The organism is Streptomyces sp. CB02400, from assembly GCF_001905725.1.
Classification (GTDB): Bacteria; Actinomycetota; Actinomycetes; order Streptomycetales; family Streptomycetaceae; genus Streptomyces; species Streptomyces atrovirens.
Genome location: NZ_LIWB01000001.1, coordinates 1 through 17,775 on the forward strand (window position 1 = coordinate 1; position 17,775 = coordinate 17,775).

Below are 17,775 nucleotides of genomic sequence, written 5' to 3' on the forward strand. Positions count from 1 at the left end.
GAGTAGGACGCCGCCGAACAATTATTCAAAGGGTTGGACCCGGAACTTCGGTTCCGGGTCCAACCCTTTTTTGTTCTGCGTCACTTGACGTTCACGTTGCGCAACGAGCATCCACTCCATGAGTACTGCTGCACTGCTCAGGGCCGCCGGTGTCGGAGTGGGCGACGAGGTCGTCGTACCGGCCTTCGGGAACGTGGAAGTCGCCGAAGCCGTGGCGATGGCAGGGGCGCTGCCGGTGTTCGCCGACATAGACCCGGCGACGTACTGCCTGGAGCCGGCCGCGGTGGAGGCGGCCGTAACTCCGCGGACGGCAGCCGTCGTTGTCGTACACCGCTTCGGAAGGCCCGCCGACGTCGGGCGGTTGCACGCGCTCGGCCGCCGGCACGGGCTGCTGGTGCTGGAGCACGGGGAATCCGAGGCACCGTACGACGAGATGGCTCGGCGGCGGGAGCGGGCGGCGTTCCTCGATGCCAAGTTGAGGGGCGTGCGGACGCCCGAGAGCGGAGTCGGGCACACCTATCAGCAGTACGTCGTGCGGGTGCCGGGGAACGGTCGGCCCGACCGGGACGCCTTCGCACGCGCCATACGGGGCAAGGGTGTTGAGTGCCGCGTACCGGTGAAGACCCCCGTGCACCGGATGCCCGAGTTCCGGCGGTGCGTGTCCCTGCCCGAGACCGAGCGGGCCGCCGACGAGACGCTCGCGCTTCCCGTGGACGCGTCGCTGACCAGACGGGACATGCAGCGGATCGCGGCGGCGTGCAATGCGCTGGGCGGGCTGCTCCAGCCGATCGGCTGAGCGACGGTTGGGAGCACGGGTCCGTTCGGGGTATGATCTATTCCGTTGGCGAGCGGGAAACCCCGCACACGGCAACAGGCCCCTATAGCTCAGTCGGTAGAGCGTCTCCATGGTAAGGAGAAGGTCAACGGTTCGATTCCGTTTGGGGGCTCGGACAGAAAGGCCCCGCCCATTCGGGCGGGGCCTTTCTCATGCCCTGCGGGAGTGCCTTGCAGGAGTGCCCTGCGGGGAGGGCACCCGCTAATCCGCCTGCAGGCCCGGTACGCGCATGGCGAGGATCGCCATGTCGTCGGACGGGGGTTCGGAGGCGAAGCGTTCCACGGCGCGCATGATGCGGGCCGCGACCGCGCCGGCCGTCAGACCGGTGCAGGTGGTCAGGACGTCGGCGAGGCCGTCGTCGCCCAGCATGCGGGGGCCCTCGCGGCGTTCGGTGACACCGTCGGTGACGCAGAGGAGCACGTCGCCGGGATCGAGGGTGACCGTCTGCTCGTACAGCTCCAGGTCCTCGATGACGCCGAGGAGGGGCTGCGGCTCCGCCGCCGGTTCCACCGTGCCGTCCTGGCGCAGGCGGAGCGGGAGGGGGTGGCCGGCGCAGACCACCTTCAGTTCCGCGCTGCCGTCGTCCTGCGGGCGCATCTCGCCGTAGAGGAGGGTGAGGAAGCGGCTGCGGGCGCCCTCGTCGAGGATCGCGGAGTTGAGGCGCTCCAGGACCGCCGGGCCGCTGAGACCCTCACGGGCCAGCAGCCGGAGCGCGTGCCGGGCGAGGCCGGTCACGGCCGCCGCGTTGGGGCCGGTGCCGCAGACGTCGCCGATGGCGAAGCCGTACGCGCCGTCGCTGATCGGGAAGAGGTCGTAGAAGTCGCCGCCGACCTCGTTGCCCTCGCCGGCCGCGCGGTAGATGACCTCGACCTCGACGCCGTCGATCGTCGGCAGCTCCGGCGGCAGGAGGCTGCGCTGGAGGGACTGGCTGATGGCCGTGCGCTCCGAGTAGAGGCGGGCGTTGTCCAGGGCCAGGGCGGCCCGCCGGGAGAGGTCCTCGGCGAGTTCCAGGATCTCCTGGCGGAAGTGCTCGTCGGTCGGCTTGCCGAGCGTCAGCATGCCGATGACCCGGTTGCGGGCGACCAGGGGCAGGACCACCGTCTCGCCGCCGACCGCGGAGGCCGTCGCGAGGGTCGGGCCGATGCCCGGGGTGACCGGATGGGTCGGACTGCCGCTGAGGCCGAGGCTGCGCATGGAGGTGCGCAGGGCCGCCTGGTGGGCGACCTCCGCGGGGGCGGACCAGACGCGGGCGCCGGGCGTGGGGACCGGGTCGGGCGGGGCGATCTTCGACAGCAGGGACTTGATGCCGTCGATCAGCTCCTCGTCCTCGTGCAGCACGTAGGAGAGATACGGCTCGGAGGCCTGGTCGGCGATCGTGTAGACGGCGCACCAGGTGGCGAGGGTCGGCACCGTCATCTGGGCCATCAGGGCCAGCGTCTGGTCCCGGTCCAGGGTGCCGGCCAGCAGGTCGGAGGCCTCGACGAGGAAGCTGAGCGAGCCGCGGCGCAGGCGCTCCAGCTCGCCCAGGCGGGCCGACTCGACGGCGAGCGCGATGCGGTCCGCCGCGAACTGCAGGCGCAGCGCCTCCTCGTTGGAGTACCTGCCGGGTGCCTCCGCGGCGACACCGAGGGAGCCGGTGAGGCGGCCCTCCACCTTCAGCGGGACGGTGACGACCGAGCGCATGCCGGTGCTGTTGAGGAGCGGCACCGCGCCGGGGACGGCGGTCAGGTCCTCGTGGACGGCCGGCATGCGGGCGGAGCCGTAGCGGCCGGGGCCGGCCTCGACGGGGACGCGGGCGAAGCGCTGGCGGGCCGATGGCAGGCCGGTGGAGGCGCGGACCTCCAGCTCCGTCTCGTCGTCGGTGGCGAGGAGCAGGAAGGCGGAGTCGCCGTCGAGCATGTCGCGGGCGCGTTCCACCGTGCGCTGGAGCAGACCGTCGAGGTCGTCCGGGGCCGGGGAGCCGATGAACACCTCGAAGGGGTCGGTGCTCTGGCCCTCGGAGGTGCCGGACTTGTCGGACGCGGGGCCGCGCAGCGGAGTCTGCAGAACCGCCCGTTCGTGGTCCCGTACGAGGAGGCAGACCGTTGACGGTTCGCCGTCGGTGTCCCGGACCCGAAGGTGGGAGGCGTACACGGGGATCACTCGGCCGTGGGCGCCCCTGATGCCGTAGCTGCCCTCCCAGCGGGAGAGCTGGAGCGCGTCGGCGATGCCGGTGCCGGTGCCCGGGGTGTGCGGCCAGGCCGCGAAGTCGGTCAGCGGTTTGCCGGTGACCTGCTCGGCGGAGTAGCCGAAGAGCTCCTCGGCGTCCTCGTTCCAGGCGGTGACGGAGCCGGTCCGGTCGATCTGGACGACGGCGACGCGGACCCGGGTGTCGGCGAGCGGGAGGAGGTGGGCCGGCAGGGAGGGGCCGGCGGTGCGGGTGCCGACCGGGCGCTCGGGAAGGTCGAGCTGGAACCAGACGGTCTTGTGGGTGGGGGTGTAGTCCACGCCCCAGTGGCCGGCCAGGGCCGCGCACAGCTGGAGCCCGCGGCCGCCCTCGCGGTCGGGGCTGCCCATGTTGACGGGCGAGCCCTGGAGGGGGACCTCCCGCTCCGGATACCGGTCGGCCACCTCGATCCGTACGCCTTCGTCGCTGCGCAGACAGAGGAGGTCGGCGGAGGTGCCGGCGTGGACCACGGCGTTGGTCACCAGTTCGCTGGTGAGAACCACGGCGTCGTCGACGATGTCGGCGAAGCCCCAGCCCTGCAGGGTGTCGCGGACGAAGGAGCGGGCGCTCGCGACCGATCGCCCCACGGGCTCGAAGCTGGCGGCCGCGCGCGCGGTGATCACAGAACTCCTCGACCGGTTCTCGACGGGCATGGCTCCCTGGCCGACCGGCTCGTGCCGCTGGTGCGGCAGGCCGTCAGTCGGCCGTGGGTCCGGGGGCTGTTCCCCCGGGATCAGTCCGGTGGTCATGTGTGCGGCCGCCCTCCGATGCCCGCTCGTTCCCGTGCCACCGCCCAGGCCGGACGGACCGGCGTGGCTGGACAGCCGGATGCAAGGTTACTTACCTTCGCGGTCCGGGCGGATGCCGGTCTGCTGTGTTTGTCGTCCGGAGGTGTTCTCCGTCCGGCGGGTGTGCGGACGATGTGCGATGCTGCCGAACTGTTATGGCCTGGTTCGGCGGGGGTGAAACACTGGGCAGGCTTGTAGCGAAGGTCCGGCAGGCCGTGTGTCTTCCGCGTCGGGTGGGCAGCAGCCCCCTGGTGGCGCTTTGGAACGTCGGGCAGGACATCGCAGTAGTACAGGAAAAGCACATGAGTAACGGGAACGCCTTTGGTGGTGTGCCCGGGCACAGCGGTAACGGTCGACCCCTGCGGGAGGGACACAGTGGAGTCTGGCGCAGCGACGCGGGGCACGAAGACGACGCGCGCGAAAGGCGGACAGTCCCTGAGCAAGCCGGGAAGGGTGCGGGGCGGGACCACGACCGTGGACACGGCGGCCCTGAACCGGTTGATGACGGCGCTGGTGGCGATGCGGGACGGGAACTTCCGCAAGCGGCTCACGGTGTCCGGCGACGGCGTGATGGCGGAGATCGCGGCGGTCTTCAACGAGGTGGCCGACCGCAATCTCCACCTGACGGGTGAGCTGGCGCGGGTGCGCCGCATGGTCGGACGTGAGGGAAAGCTCACGGAGCGGCTGGAGACGGGGGCCTCCGAGGGTTCCTGGGCGACCGCGATCGACAACTCGAACGCGCTGGTGGACGATCTCGTGCGGCCGGTCTCCGAGGTGAGCCGGGTGCTGTCGGCGGTGGCCGAGGGTGATCTGTCGCCGCGTATGGAGCTGCGGACGCAGGCGGCGCCGGAAGGGGCCGGGCATCCGCTGCGGGGCGAGTTCCTGAAGGTCGCGCGGACGGTGAACAACCTGGTCGACCAGTTGTCGACGTTCACCGACGAGGTCACGCGCGTGGCCAGCGAGGTGGGCACCGAGGGCAAGCTGGGCGGTCAGGCCCAGGTACGCGGCATGTCCGGCTCCTGGAAGGACCTGACGGACTCCGTCAACACGATGGCGGAGCGGCTGACGGCGCAGGTGCGCGACATCGCGCTGGTGACGACGGCCGTCGCGCGCGGTGATCTGTCCCGCAAGGTCACCGTGCACGTCGAGGGCGAGATGCTGGAGCTGAAGAACACCGTCAACACGATGGTGGACCAGCTCTCCGCGTTCTCCTCGGAGGTGACCCGCGTCGCGCGCGAGGTGGGCACCGAGGGCGCCCTGGGCGGCCAGGCGCAGGTGCCCGGGGTGGACGGCGTGTGGAAGGAGCTCACCGACTCCGTCAACACCATGGCCGGGAACCTCACCGCTCAGGTGCGCGGGATCGCCGAGGTGACGACGGCGGTCGCCAACGGTGACCTGTCGCGGAAGGTGACGGTGCCGGCGCGAGGCGAGGTCGCGCAGCTCGCCGAGACGATCAACCAGATGACCGAGACGCTGCGGATCTTCGCGGACGAGGTCACGCGGGTCGCCAACGAGGTCGGGGCCGAGGGACGGCTGGGCGGTCAGGCCAATGTGCCGGGGGCCGCGGGGACGTGGAAGGACCTGACGGACTCCGTCAACACGGTGTTCCGGAACCTCACCACTCAGGTGCGGGACATCGCCGCGGTGACGACGGCGGTCGCCAACGGTGACCTGTCGCAGAAGGTCACCGTGGACGTGGCCGGCGAGATGCTGGAGCTGAAGAACACCGTCAACACGATGGTGGACCAGTTGTCCTCCTTCGGTGCGGAGGTCACGCGCGTGGCGCGCGAGATCGGTGTCGAGGGTGAGCTGGGCGGCCAGGCGCAGGTGCCGGGGGCGGCGGGGACGTGGAAGGACCTGACGGACTCCGTCAACACGGCGTTCCGCAACCTCACCGGACAGGTGAGGAACATCGCCCAGGTGACGACGGCGGTCGCCAACGGTGACCTGTCGCAGAAGGTCACGGTGGACGTCTCCGGTGAGATGCTCCAGCTGAAGAACACCGTGAACACGATGGTGGACCAGCTGTCGAGCTTCGCCGACCAGGTCACGCGGATGGCCCGGGACGTGGGTACGGAGGGCCGGCTGGGCGGTCAGGCGCGCGTGGACGGCGTGTCGGGCACCTGGAAGGAGCTGACCGACTCCGTCAACTCGATGGCGTCGAATCTGACCGGTCAGGTGCGCAACATCGCGCAGGTGACGACGGCCGTCGCGCGGGGTGACCTGTCGCAGAAGATCGACGTCGACGCGCGCGGGGAGATCCTGGAACTGAAGAACACCATCAACACGATGGTCGACCAGCTGTCGTCGTTCGCCGACCAGGTGACGCGAGTGGCCCGCGAGGTGGGCACCGAGGGCCGGCTGGGCGGTCAGGCGCAGGTGCCCGGGGTCGCCGGTGTGTGGCGGGACCTGACGGACTCCGTGAACGGCATGGCGTCCAACCTGACCGGACAGGTGAGGAACATCGCCCAGGTGGCGACGGCGGTGGCGCGCGGTGACCTGTCGCAGAAGATCACCGTGGACGCGCGCGGGGAGATCCTCGAGCTCAAGAACACGCTGAACACGATGGTGGACCAGCTGTCGTCGTTCGCCGAGGAGGTCACCCGGGTGGCCCGTGAGGTGGGTACGGAGGGCATCCTCGGCGGTCAGGCCGAGGTGCAGGGGGTCTCCGGCACCTGGAAGGACCTCACGCAGTCGGTGAACGGCATGGCGAACAACCTGACCCTCCAGGTGCGCAACATCGCCGAGGTCACCACGGCGGTCGCCAAGGGCGACCTGTCGAAGAAGATCACCGTCGACGCCAAGGGCGAGATCCTGGAGCTGGTGACCACCGTCAACACGATGGTGGACCAGCTGTCGTCGTTCGCCGAGCAGGTGACGCGGGTGGCCCGTGAGGTGGGCACCGAGGGCATCCTGGGCGGCCAGGCGCACGTGCCGGGTGTCACGGGCATCTGGAAGGACCTGAGCGACAACGTCAACCTGATGGCGAAGAACCTGACCACTCAGGTGCGGAACATCTCCCAGGTGTCCGCGGCCGTCGCCAACGGCGACCTGTCGCGGCAGGTCAGCATCGAGGCGCGCGGTGAGGTGGCGCAGCTCGCCGACACCATCAACATCATGGTGAAGACGCTGAGCGCGTTCGCCGAACAGGTCACCAAGGTGGCCCGCGAGGTGGGCACGGACGGCATCCTGGGCGGCCAGGCGCACGTGCCGGGTGTGGCGGGGACGTGGAAGGACCTCACCGAGTCGGTGAACCAGATGGCGTCCAACCTGACCGGTCAGGTGCGCAACATCGCCATGGTGACGACGGCCATCGCCAAGGGTGACCTGACGAAGAAGATCGACATCGACGCGCGCGGGGAGATCCTCGAGCTGAAGACCACCATCAACACGATGGTGGACCAGCTGTCCTCGTTCGCCGAGGAGGTCACGCGCGTGGCCCGCGAGGTGGGCACCGAGGGCCAGCTGGGCGGCCAGGCACGCGTGCGTGACGTGGACGGCACCTGGCGGGACCTGACCGAGTCCGTGAACGAGATGGCCGGGAACCTGACCCGGCAGGTGCGTGCCATCGCGCGGGTGGCGACCGCGGTGACCCGCGGCGACCTGAACCTGAAGATCGACGTGGACGCGTCCGGGGAGATCCAGGAACTCCAGGACTACATCAACAAGATGATCGCCAACCTGCGCGACACCACGATCGCCAACAAGGAGCAGGACTGGCTCAAGGGCAATCTCGCCCGCATCTCCGCGCTGATGCAGGGCCGCCGCGACCTGGAGGACGTGGCCTCGCTGATCATGAGCGAGCTGACGCCGGTGGTGTCCGCGCAGCACGGCGCGTTCTTCCTCGCGATGCCGCTGGTCGACGGCGAGGACCTGAACGCCGCGGACGACGACCAGTTCGAGCTGCGCATGCTCGGCTCGTACGGCTACTCCATGGGGTCCATGCCGACGTCGTTCCGGCCCGGTGAGGGGCTCATCGGGACGGCCGCCGTGGAGAAGCGCACGATCCTCGTGCAGGACGCGCCCAGCGGCTATCTGAAGATCTCCTCGGGGCTCGGGGAGGCACCGCCGGCGCAGGTGATCGTGCTGCCGGTGCTGTTCGAGGGGAAGGTGCTCGGCGTCATCGAGCTGGCCTCGTTCACGCCGTTCACGCACATCCAGAAGGACTTCCTCAACCAGATCGCCGAGATGATCGCGACGAGCGTCAACACCATCTCGGTCAACACCAAGACCGAGCGGCTGCTCTCGCAGTCCCAGGAGCTGACCGAGCAACTGCGCGAGCGGTCGGCGGAGTTGGAGCAGCGGCAGAAGGCGCTCCAGGCGTCCAACGCCGAACTGGAGGAGAAGGCCGAGCTGCTGGCCCGGCAGAACCGCGACATCGAGGTGAAGAACACCGAGATCGAGGAGGCGCGGCAGGTCCTGGAGGAGCGCGCCGAGCAGCTCGCGGTCTCCATGCGCTACAAGAGCGAGTTCCTCGCCAACATGTCGCACGAGCTGCGTACGCCGCTCAACTCGCTGCTGATCCTGGCGAAGCTGCTCGCCGACAACGCGGAGGGGAACCTCTCCCCGAAGCAGGTCGAGTTCGCCGAGACCATCCACGGTGCCGGGTCCGACCTGCTGCAGCTCATCAACGACATCCTCGACCTGTCGAAGGTCGAGGCGGGCAAGATGGACGTCTCCCCGACGCGCATCGCGCTGGTCCAGCTCGTGGACTACGTGGAGGCCACCTTCCGGCCGCTGACCGCGGAGAAGGGCCTGGACCTGTCGGTGCGGGTGTCGCCGGAGCTGCCGGCCACGCTGCACACCGACGAGCAGCGGCTGCTCCAGGTGCTGCGCAACCTGCTGTCCAACGCGGTGAAGTTCACCGACTCCGGGTCGGTCGAGCTGGTCATCCGGCCCGCCCGGGACGAGGTTCCGCAGGCCATCCGGGAGCAGTTGCTGGAGGCCGGTTCGCTGACCGACCCGGACGCGGACCTGATCGCGTTCTCGGTGAGCGACACGGGCATCGGCATCGCGGCCGGCAAGATGCGGGTGATCTTCGAGGCGTTCAAGCAGGCCGACGGCACCACCAGCCGCAAGTACGGCGGTACGGGCCTGGGGCTGTCCATCTCGCGGGAGATCGCGCAGTTGCTCGGCGGCGAGATCCACGCGCAGAGCGAGCCGGGCCGCGGCTCGACGTTCACGCTGTACCTGCCGTTGCACCCGAGCGAGCTGCCCCCGAACGGCTACCAGCAGCCCATGCCCGCGCTGGAGGCCGGTGACCTGGTGGCCTCGGCCGAGCTGACCGGGCCGCAGGTCGAGACGCCGGCCGAGGTGAAGTCGTACCGGGACACCCAGAACGGTCCGGCCGCGCTGTTCCGGCGCCGCCGCAGGATCACGCTCGAGCAGCGGCCCGCCCCGGAGGCCGAGCGGTGGCCGGACGTGGAGCAGCAGGAGCCGGCTCCCCGGCCGTCGAGCCGCGGCATCCGTTTCGGCGGGCAGAAGGTGCTGATCGTCGACGACGACATCCGCAACGTCTTCGCGCTCACCAGCGTCCTGGAGCAGCACGGCCTGTCCGTGCTGTACGCGGAGAACGGCCGCGAGGGCATCGAGGTGCTGGAGCAGCACGACGACGTGGCGGTCGTCCTGATGGACATCATGATGCCCGAGATGGACGGATACGCCACGACCACGGCGATCCGCCGGATGCCGCAGTTCGCCGGGCTCCCGATCATCGCGCTCACCGCGAAGGCGATGAAGGGCGACCGCGAGAAGGCGATCGAGTCGGGTGCCTCCGACTACGTGACCAAGCCGGTCGACCTCGATCACCTGCTGTCGGTGATGGAGCAGTGGATGCGGGGGGAGTGAGACCGGCGTCCGGAGGGGGCGCGAAGGTGACGGGAAGCTCCGGTGTTCACATGATGTTGCTGACGCGGTGCGCGCGAAGTCGTGTAGAAGTACGGGAATCGGGGAACCTTCTGGTCTCCCGCCGCGTTTCTGCTACGTGCACAGTGACATCGCGGTGACAGGGTGTGGCGACGGGCGGGGTGCGGCTACGATGACCGGCACAAGGACGGGCGGCGCAAGGGAGTCGCCCCCTGGGGCGGTACCCGCGGGTACGTCCCCAGGTCCTGCGGACAGGGGAGGCCCCAAGCCGGGGCGAGGAGGGCGGGCCATGGTGCAGAAGGCCAAGATCCTCCTGGTCGATGACCGGCCGGAGAATCTGCTCGCGCTGGAGGCGATCCTCTCGGCGCTCGATCAGACGCTGGTGCGGGCATCGTCCGGGGAAGAAGCGCTCAAGGCACTGCTCACGGACGATTTCGCGGTCATTCTGCTGGACGTCCAGATGCCGGGCATGGACGGTTTCGAGACCGCCGCGCACATCAAGCGGCGGGAGCGGACCCGGGACATCCCGATCATCTTCCTCACCGCGATCAACCACGGCCCGCACCACACCTTCCGCGGGTACGCGGCGGGCGCGGTCGACTACATCTCCAAGCCGTTCGACCCGTGGGTGCTGCGCGCGAAGGTCTCGGTCTTCGTCGAGCTGTACATGAAGAACTGCCAGCTGCGGGAGCAGGCGGCGCTGCTGCGGCTCCAGCTGGAGGGCGGCGAGAAGGACGCGGCCGAGTCCAAGGAGTCGGCGGGGCTGCTCGCGGAGCTCTCGGCGCGGCTCGCGGCCGTCGAGGAGCAGGCCGAGGCGCTCACCAAGCAGCTCAACGACGAGTCGACCGACGCGGCCGCGGTGGCCACGGCCGCCCATCTGGAGCGCAAGCTCACGGGGTTGCGGCGGGCGCTGGACGCCCTGGAGCCCGGGACCGGCAGCACGTCGTCGGTGCCGTCGCAGAACTGACTCCGAGAACAAGGGCGTTGGCCGGGCCCCCGACGCGCCGCGGACGTGAGACCGCGTCAACTGCGCGTCAACGTCACGCATCGACAAGAGCGACACGAACGGGTGAAGCATCCGCCACGCGTGTCACCGACCGTCTCCACCGGTAACCTCACACCCATGGCCTCACGTCCCTCCGCAGCCAAGAAGCCGCCCGCGAAGAAGGCGCCCGCTTCCGCGAAGGCTCCGGCGAAGAAGGCCGCTGCCAAGAAGGTCCCGGCCAAGAAGGCCCCGGCGAAGAAGGCTCCCGCCAGGAAGGCCGCGGCGAAGAAGCCCGCGCCCGCACCGGCCGCCCCGAATCCGACCAGCGGCGTCTACCGGCTCGTACGCGCCCTGTGGCTGGGCCTCGCGCACGCGGTGGGCGCCGTCTTCCGCGGCATAGGGCAGGGCGCCAAGAACCTCGACCCCGCGCACCGCAAGGACGGCCTGGCGCTGCTGCTGCTCGCCGTCGCCCTGATCGTCGCCGCCGGCACCTGGGCCGACCTGAAGGGTCCCGTCGGCGACCTCGTGGAGATCCTGGTCGCCGGGGCCTTCGGCCGGCTCGACCTGCTGGTGCCGATCCTGGTCGCCGTCATCGCCGTACGGTTCATCCGGCACCCGGAGAAGCCGGAGGCCAACGGACGGATCGTGATCGGTCTGTCCGCGCTCGTCATCGGCGTGCTCGGGCAGATCCACATCGGCTGCGGCTCGCCCGCGCGCGGTGACGGCATGCAGGCCATAAGGGACGCCGGCGGGCTCATCGGCTGGGGCGCGGCCACACCGCTGTCGGCGACCATGACCGACGTCCTCGCCGTGCCGCTGCTGGTGCTGCTCACCGTCTTCGGTCTGCTGGTCGTCACCGCCACCCCGGTCAACGCCGTCCCGCAGCGTCTGCGGCAGCTCGGTGTGCGGCTCGGACTCGTCCGCGAACCCGAGCCGGAGGAGTTCGGCGAGGACGACGAGCGCTACGAGCAGCAGTGGCGCGAGTCGCTGCCCGCGAGCCGCCGCGGACGGCGGCCGGCGCCCGAGGAGTACGACCCGGACGGCGCGGAGCAGGAGGCGCTGTCCCGGCGCCGGGGCCGGCCCCGCAGGCCCGCGGTGCCGAAGCCCGCCATGGACCGGCCCATGGACGCCGTGGACGTGGCCGCCGCCGCTGCCGCCGCGCTGGACGGCGCCGTGCTGCACGGGATGCCGCCCTCGCCGATCGTCGCCGACCTGACCCAGGGCGTGAGCACCGGCGACCGGGAGCCGACCACACCGACGCCGGTCCCGGCCGCCCGCCCGCAGCAGGGGAAGCCGAAGGCGGACAGGCCTCAGGACGGTTCTCAGGAAAGGCCGAAGCGGGACAAGCCGCCGGCCGGCGTCCTGGACATGACCAAGGAGCCGCCGCGCGAACCCCGCGATCTGCCCGCCCGCGCGGAGCAGCTCCAGCTCTCCGGCGACATCACCTACTCGCTGCCCGCCCTCGACCTGCTCGAGCGCGGCGGCCCCGGCAAGGCGCGCAGCGCCGCCAACGACGCCATCGTCGACGCGCTGCGGAAGGTCTTCACGGAGTTCAAGGTGGACGCCGCCGTCACCGGCTTCACCCGCGGCCCGACGGTCACCCGCTACGTGGTGGAACTCGGCCCGGCCGTGAAGGTCGAGCGGGTGACCGCGCTGACCAAGAACATCGCGTACGCCGTCGCCAGCCCGGACGTGCGGATCATCAGCCCGATCCCCGGCAAGTCCGCGGTGGGCATCGAGATCCCCAACACCGACCGGGAGATGGTCAACCTCGGTGACGTACTGCGGCTCGCGGAGTCCGCAGAGGACGACGACCCGATGCTGGTCGCCTTCGGCAAGGACGTCGAGGGCGGCTACGTCATGGACTCGCTGGCGAAGATGCCGCACATGCTGGTCGCCGGCGCCACCGGCTCCGGAAAGTCGTCCTGCATCAACTGCCTGATCACCTCGATCATGATGCGGGCGACCCCGGAGGACGTCCGGATGATCCTGGTCGACCCCAAGCGCGTGGAGCTGACGGCGTACGAGGGCATCCCGCACCTGATCACGCCGATCATCACCAACCCCAAGCGGGCCGCCGAGGCGCTCCAGTGGGTCGTGCGCGAGATGGACCTGCGCTACGACGACCTCGCGGCCTACGGCTACCGGCACATCGACGACTTCAACCGCGCGGTGCGCGAGGGCAGGGCCACACCGCCCGAGGGCAGCGAGCGGGAGCTGCAGCCGTACCCGTACCTGCTGGTGATCGTCGACGAGCTGGCCGACCTGATGATGGTCGCCCCGCGCGACGTCGAGGACGCCATCGTGCGCATCACGCAGCTCGCGCGGGCGGCCGGCATCCACCTGGTGCTCGCCACGCAGCGGCCGTCCGTCGACGTGGTCACCGGTCTGATCAAGGCGAACGTGCCGTCCCGGCTGGCGTTCGCCACCTCCTCGCTCGCGGACTCGCGGGTCATCCTCGACCAGCCCGGCGCCGAGAAGCTGATCGGCAAGGGCGACGGGCTGTTCCTGCCGATGGGCGCGAACAAACCGACGCGTCTGCAGGGCGCGTTCGTGACCGAGGAGGAGGTCGCGGCCGTCGTCCGGCACTGCAAGGAGCAGATGGCGCCCGTCTTCCGGGACGACGTCACCGTCGGGACCAAGCAGAAGAAGGAGATCGACGAGGACATCGGCGACGACCTGGACCTACTGTGCCAGGCGGCCGAGCTGGTCGTCTCCACCCAGTTCGGGTCGACGTCCATGCTCCAGCGCAAGCTGCGCGTCGGCTTCGCCAAGGCGGGCCGGCTGATGGACCTCATGGAGTCGCGGAACATCGTCGGACCGAGCGAGGGTTCGAAGGCTCGTGACGTTCTTGTGAAGCCTGATGAACTGGATGGCGTGCTCGCGCTGATCCGGGGGGAGTCTGAAGGGTAGGCGAACGGGAGGCGGTCGTCGCCTCCGGGCATCCGGGCGGTCGATCGTGACCCACCCGTTAGGGATCATCGAGCAACTGTTTCCCGTCGGTGTACGTCAAGTTGAGCGAAGTGACAAACCGCAGTCCCATCATCGGAATGTCGGGCCATTCCGATGGCGTACAAAGTCCTACCGCCCGGTTGCCCCATCCTCTCGTACCCCTCCTAGACTGAACCTCCAGCACAGGCGGCTACACGCTCGAAAGGCGCCCCCGTGTCCATCGGCAACTCCCCTGAAGACGAGCGTCCCTTCGAAGACGTTTCCGAGGAAGACCGCCCTTCCGTCTCCGTCGGCCGAGCGCTGCAACAGGCGCGCATCGCCGCCGGGCTCACCGTCGACGACGTCAGTACCGCCACCCGGGTCCGTATCGCCATCGTGCACGCCATCGAGGCGGACGACTTCGCGCCCTGCGGCGGCGACGTCTACGCGCGCGGGCACATCCGGACCCTGGCCAGGGCCGTGGACCTCGACCCGGCCCCGCTGATCGCGCAGTACGAGGCCGAACACGGCGGCGGCCGCCCGGCCCCGACCCCGGCCGCCCCGCTGTTCGAGGCGGAACGCATCCGTCCGGAGCGGCGCGGGCCCAACTGGACCGCGGCCATGGTCGCCGCGATCGTCGTCGTGATCGGCTTCGTCGGGTTCACGATGGTCAAGGGCGACGACGACGGCGGCAAGGCGAACGTCGCCGACGGCGCCACGCCCAGCAAGCCGGCCGCCTCGCCCACCCCGAAGTCCGAGAAGCCCGCCGAGCCCGAGCCGGAACCGTCGGACAGCGCCATCGCCGCCGCGCCGCAGGACAAGGTGACGGTCCAGGTCAGCGCCGCCGACGGACGGAGCTGGATCTCCGCCAAGGACCACAACGGCCGGCTGCTGTTCGACGGACTGCTCAAGCAGGGCGATTCCAAGACCTTCCAGGACAGCACCAAGATCAACCTGGTCCTCGGCGACGCCGGCGCGATCGACCTGTTCGTGAACGGCAAGAAGATCGAGGACGACTGGCAGCCGGGCGCCGTCGAGCGCCTCACCTACACCAAGGGCGACCCGCAGGCCGGATGACCCGGCGCGAAGGGCGCTTCGACGGGGTCGGCCATGATCGGCCAACCCCGTCGACGTGGGGCGTCAGCGGGACGAAGTAGTCTTGAGCCCATGCCTGAACGCCGTACCGTCGCACTCGTCACCCTTGGCTGCGCCCGTAACGAGGTGGACTCGGAGGAGCTCGCAGGCCGTTTGGAGGCGGACGGCTGGCAGCTCGTGGAGGACGCCGAGGAAGCGGACGTCGCCGTCGTCAACACCTGTGGCTTCGTCGAGGCCGCCAAGAAGGACTCCGTCGACGCCCTCCTGGAGGCCAACGACCTCAAGGGACACGGAAGAACCCAGGCCGTCGTCGCGGTGGGCTGCATGGCCGAGCGGTACGGCAAGGAACTCGCCGAGGCCCTCCCCGAAGCCGACGGCGTGCTCGGCTTCGACGACTACGCCGACATCTCCGACCGCCTCCAGACCATCCTGAACGGCGGCATCCACGCCTCCCACACCCCGCGCGACCGCCGCAAGCTGCTGCCGATCAGCCCGGCCGAGCGGCAGGACTCCGCCGCCGCCGTCGCCCTTCCGGGACACGGCCCGGTGGATCTGCCCGACGGCCTCGCCCCGGCCTCCGGTCCCCGCGCGCCGCTGCGCCGCCGACTGGACGGCGCCCCGGTCGCCTCGGTGAAGCTCGCCTCCGGCTGCGACCGGCGCTGCTCCTTCTGCGCCATCCCGTCCTTCCGCGGCTCCTTCATCTCGCGCCGCCCCAGCGACGTGCTGAACGAGACGCGCTGGCTGGCCGAACAGGGCGTGAAGGAGATCATGCTGGTCTCCGAGAACAACACCTCCTACGGCAAGGACCTCGGCGACATCCGCCTGCTGGAGTCCCTGCTGCCCGAGCTGGCCGAGGTCGACGGCCTGGAGCGGGTGCGCGTCAGCTACCTCCAGCCGGCCGAGATGCGGCCCGGCCTGATCGACGTGCTGACCTCCACCCCGAAGGTCGCCCCCTACTTCGACCTGTCCTTCCAGCACTCCGCGCCCGACGTACTGCGCGCGATGCGCCGCTTCGGCGACACCGACCGGTTCCTGGAGCTGCTCGACACCATCCGGAGCAAGGCGCCCCAGGCCGGTGTGCGCTCCAACTTCATCGTCGGCTTCCCCGGCGAGTCCGCGGCCGACCTCGCCGAGCTGGAGCGGTTCCTGAACCACGCGCGGCTGGACGCCATCGGCGTCTTCGGCTACTCCGACGAGGAGGGCACCGAGGCCGCGACGTACGACCGCAAGCTGGACGAGGACGTCGTCGCCGAGCGGCTGGCCCGGGTCTCCCGGCTGGCCGAGGAACTGGTCTCGCAGCGCGCCGAGGAGCGGGTCGGCGAGACCGTGCACGTGCTGGTGGAGTCCGTCGACGAGACGGAGGGCGTGTACGGCCGGGCGGCGCACCAGGCCCCCGAGACGGACGGCCAGGTGCTGCTCACGAGCGGCGAGGGACTGAGTGTCGGCCGTATGGTCGAGGCGAAGGTGGTCGGCACGGAGGGTGTCGACCTGGTGGCCGAGCCGCTGTTCCAGGGTTCGCCCGCGTGTAGCGAGGAGGCGGGCAGATGACGGGTGTCCCGGCATCGGCGGCGGGCGGCCCCTCCGGCGCGAGGAGGACGGCGGGCGCCGCACCCGGAGGCATGCCGGCGACCGGCCGCGTGGTCGCGCGGGAGGCACGGGGCACGGCTCCGGGATCGTCCGGCGGCGGACCGGCCCGGCGCGGCGCGTCCGGCCGTGGCCCGGCCGGCGCCCGGACGCACGGCGACGAGGCGGCGCCGGCCACCGCGTCCCGTGACGGCGTCGACGCCGGGGACGGGACCAGGCCCGCGCGCGGCGCGAAGATCGCGGCGGCGGCCGTCAACCAGGCCAGCGTCTGGAACATCGCCAACCTGCTGACCATGCTCCGGCTGCTCCTGGTGCCGGCGTTCGTCATGCTGATGCTCGCCGAGGGCGGATACGACCCGGCGTGGCGGTCGTTCGCCTGGGCGGCCTTCGCCATCGCCATGATCACCGACCTGTTCGACGGTCATCTGGCGCGCACGTACGACCTCGTCACCGACTTCGGGAAGATCGCCGACCCCATCGCCGACAAGGCGATCATGGGAGCGGCGCTGATCTGTCTCTCCTCGCTGGGCGATCTTCCGTGGTGGGTCACCGGAGTCATCCTCGGCCGGGAACTCGGCGTCACCCTGCTGCGTTTTCTGGTCATTCGCTACGGCGTGATCCCGGCCAGCCGAGGGGGCAAGCTCAAGACCCTCACCCAGGGCATCGCCGTCGGTATGTACGTACTGGCGCTGACGGGGTGGCTGGCCACACTGCGGTGGTGGGTGATGGCCGCGGCGGTCGTGCTGACCGTGGCGACCGGACTCGACTATGTGAAACAAGCCATTGTGCTGCGCAGGCAGGGAATCGCCGAGCGCGAGGCGGCGTTGGAGGAGACGGAAGCGTGAGTTCCGAGGCCACCGAAGTGGTGCGACTACTCACTGTGAACGGTGGAACGCTCGCCGTCGCGGAGTCGCTGACCGGTGGCCTGGTGGCGGCGGAGATCACTTCGGTCCCCGGGGCGTCCAAGGTCTTCCGGGGCTCGGTGACGGCGTACGCCACCGAACTCAAGCAGGAACTGCTCGGTGTGGACGCCACCCTGCTGGCGGAGCGCGGAGCGGTGGATCCGCAGGTGGCGGCCCGGATGGCGGCCGGCGTCCGCAAGGCGCTGGGTGCCGACTGGGGCATCGCCACCACCGGCGTCGCCGGTCCGGATCCCCAGGACGGCCAGGCCGTCGGCACGGTTTTCGTGGCCGTGGACGGCCCCTCGGGCACGGGAGCGGGTTCCGCCCGCGGCGGAAAAGTGGAGCATCTGCGGTTGAACGGCGACCGCGCGGAAATTCGTATGGAGAGTGTACGGAGCGTACTCGCACTGCTTCTGACAGAGCTTGCGGGCGAACAGACCGGGAATGAGCGGGCACAGGATACGGAACGGAACGGGGGGTTTTGATGTTTGCAGCCCTGAGTGAACACGACATCGCTCCCCGCACGGCCGCGGCGCAAGGCGGTACGGTGGGGCGAGAAGGATGCGGCTACGCGGTCCGAGGAG

At 70.3% G+C, this 17,775-nt stretch carries 9 protein-coding genes and 1 tRNA gene; 9 read left to right on the top strand and 1 reads right to left on the bottom strand.

From position 1 onward, the window contains the following. Positions 1-118 precede the first annotated feature (118 nt). Both AMK33_RS00005 and AMK33_RS00010 read left to right on the top strand, forming a co-directional pair. Entirely contained in the window at positions 119-796 is a 678-nt protein-coding gene (locus AMK33_RS00005; RefSeq protein ID WP_107424976.1) for a DegT/DnrJ/EryC1/StrS family aminotransferase, read from the top strand. A 78-nt stretch (positions 797-874) separates the two neighbouring features. Beyond that, positions 875-947: transfer RNA gene (locus tag AMK33_RS00010), tRNA-Thr, on the top strand. An 89-nt stretch (positions 948-1,036) separates the two neighbouring features. Here AMK33_RS00010 and AMK33_RS00015 read toward each other — a convergent pair. Beyond that, a complete protein-coding gene (locus tag AMK33_RS00015; protein WP_073930573.1) occupies positions 1,037-3,790 on the bottom strand; it encodes a SpoIIE family protein phosphatase in 2,754 nt (917 codons plus the stop codon). A gap of 414 nt (positions 3,791-4,204) precedes the next feature. Between AMK33_RS00015 and AMK33_RS00025 the strand changes: the two genes are divergently transcribed. The 7 genes from AMK33_RS00025 to AMK33_RS00055 all read left to right on the top strand — a co-directional run bounded on the left by AMK33_RS00025 (position 4,205) and on the right by AMK33_RS00055 (position 17,676). Next, complete coding sequence (locus AMK33_RS00025; protein ID WP_107424977.1) at positions 4,205-9,676, top strand: HAMP domain-containing protein; 5,472 nt, start codon at positions 4,205-4,207, stop codon at positions 9,674-9,676. 307 nt (positions 9,677-9,983) lie between these two features. Further along, a complete protein-coding gene (locus tag AMK33_RS00030; protein WP_073930574.1) occupies positions 9,984-10,661 on the top strand; it encodes a response regulator in 678 nt (225 codons plus the stop codon). Between the two features lie 156 nt (positions 10,662-10,817). Next, positions 10,818-13,592, top strand: coding sequence for a DNA translocase FtsK (locus tag AMK33_RS00035; RefSeq protein ID WP_201262936.1), 2,775 nt, complete (start codon positions 10,818-10,820; stop codon positions 13,590-13,592). A gap of 252 nt (positions 13,593-13,844) precedes the next feature. Further along, positions 13,845-14,687, top strand: coding sequence for a helix-turn-helix domain-containing protein (locus tag AMK33_RS00040; RefSeq protein WP_073930576.1), 843 nt, complete (start codon positions 13,845-13,847; stop codon positions 14,685-14,687). Positions 14,688-14,777: 90 nt separating this feature from the next. Continuing rightward, the gene (gene rimO / locus AMK33_RS00045; RefSeq protein ID WP_073930578.1) at positions 14,778-16,253 is read left to right on the top strand and encodes a 30S ribosomal protein S12 methylthiotransferase RimO; all 1,476 of its coding nucleotides are present in this window, start codon (positions 14,778-14,780) and stop codon (positions 16,251-16,253) included. Beyond that, a complete protein-coding gene (gene pgsA, locus AMK33_RS00050) occupies positions 16,250-17,134 on the top strand; it encodes a CDP-diacylglycerol--glycerol-3-phosphate 3-phosphatidyltransferase (protein ID WP_073930580.1) in 885 nt (294 codons plus the stop codon). The genes rimO and pgsA overlap by 4 nt, the downstream gene beginning before the upstream one ends. Next, positions 17,131-17,676 carry a CinA family protein gene (locus tag AMK33_RS00055; protein WP_073930581.1) on the top strand — a complete coding sequence of 182 codons (546 nt, stop codon included), beginning with the start codon at positions 17,131-17,133 and terminating at the stop codon, positions 17,674-17,676. The genes pgsA and AMK33_RS00055 overlap by 4 nt, the downstream gene beginning before the upstream one ends. The last annotated feature ends 99 nt before the right edge of the window (positions 17,677-17,775 follow it).

Excerpts from the sequence above, each read along its gene's own strand:
- AMK33_RS00005 (WP_107424976.1), top strand. The coding sequence starts at position 119 with ATGAGTACTGCTGCACTGCTCAGGGCCGCCGGTGTCGGAGTGGGCGAC.
- rimO (WP_073930578.1), top strand. The coding sequence starts at position 14,778 with ATGCCTGAACGCCGTACCGTCGCACTCGTCACCCTTGGCTGCGCCCGT.
- pgsA (WP_073930580.1), top strand. The coding sequence starts at position 16,250 with ATGACGGGTGTCCCGGCATCGGCGGCGGGCGGCCCCTCCGGCGCGAGG.
- AMK33_RS00035 (WP_201262936.1), top strand. The coding sequence starts at position 10,818 with ATGGCCTCACGTCCCTCCGCAGCCAAGAAGCCGCCCGCGAAGAAGGCG.
- AMK33_RS00030 (WP_073930574.1), top strand. The coding sequence starts at position 9,984 with ATGGTGCAGAAGGCCAAGATCCTCCTGGTCGATGACCGGCCGGAGAAT.
- AMK33_RS00015 (WP_073930573.1), bottom strand. The coding sequence starts at position 3,790 with ATGACCACCGGACTGATCCCGGGGGAACAGCCCCCGGACCCACGGCCG.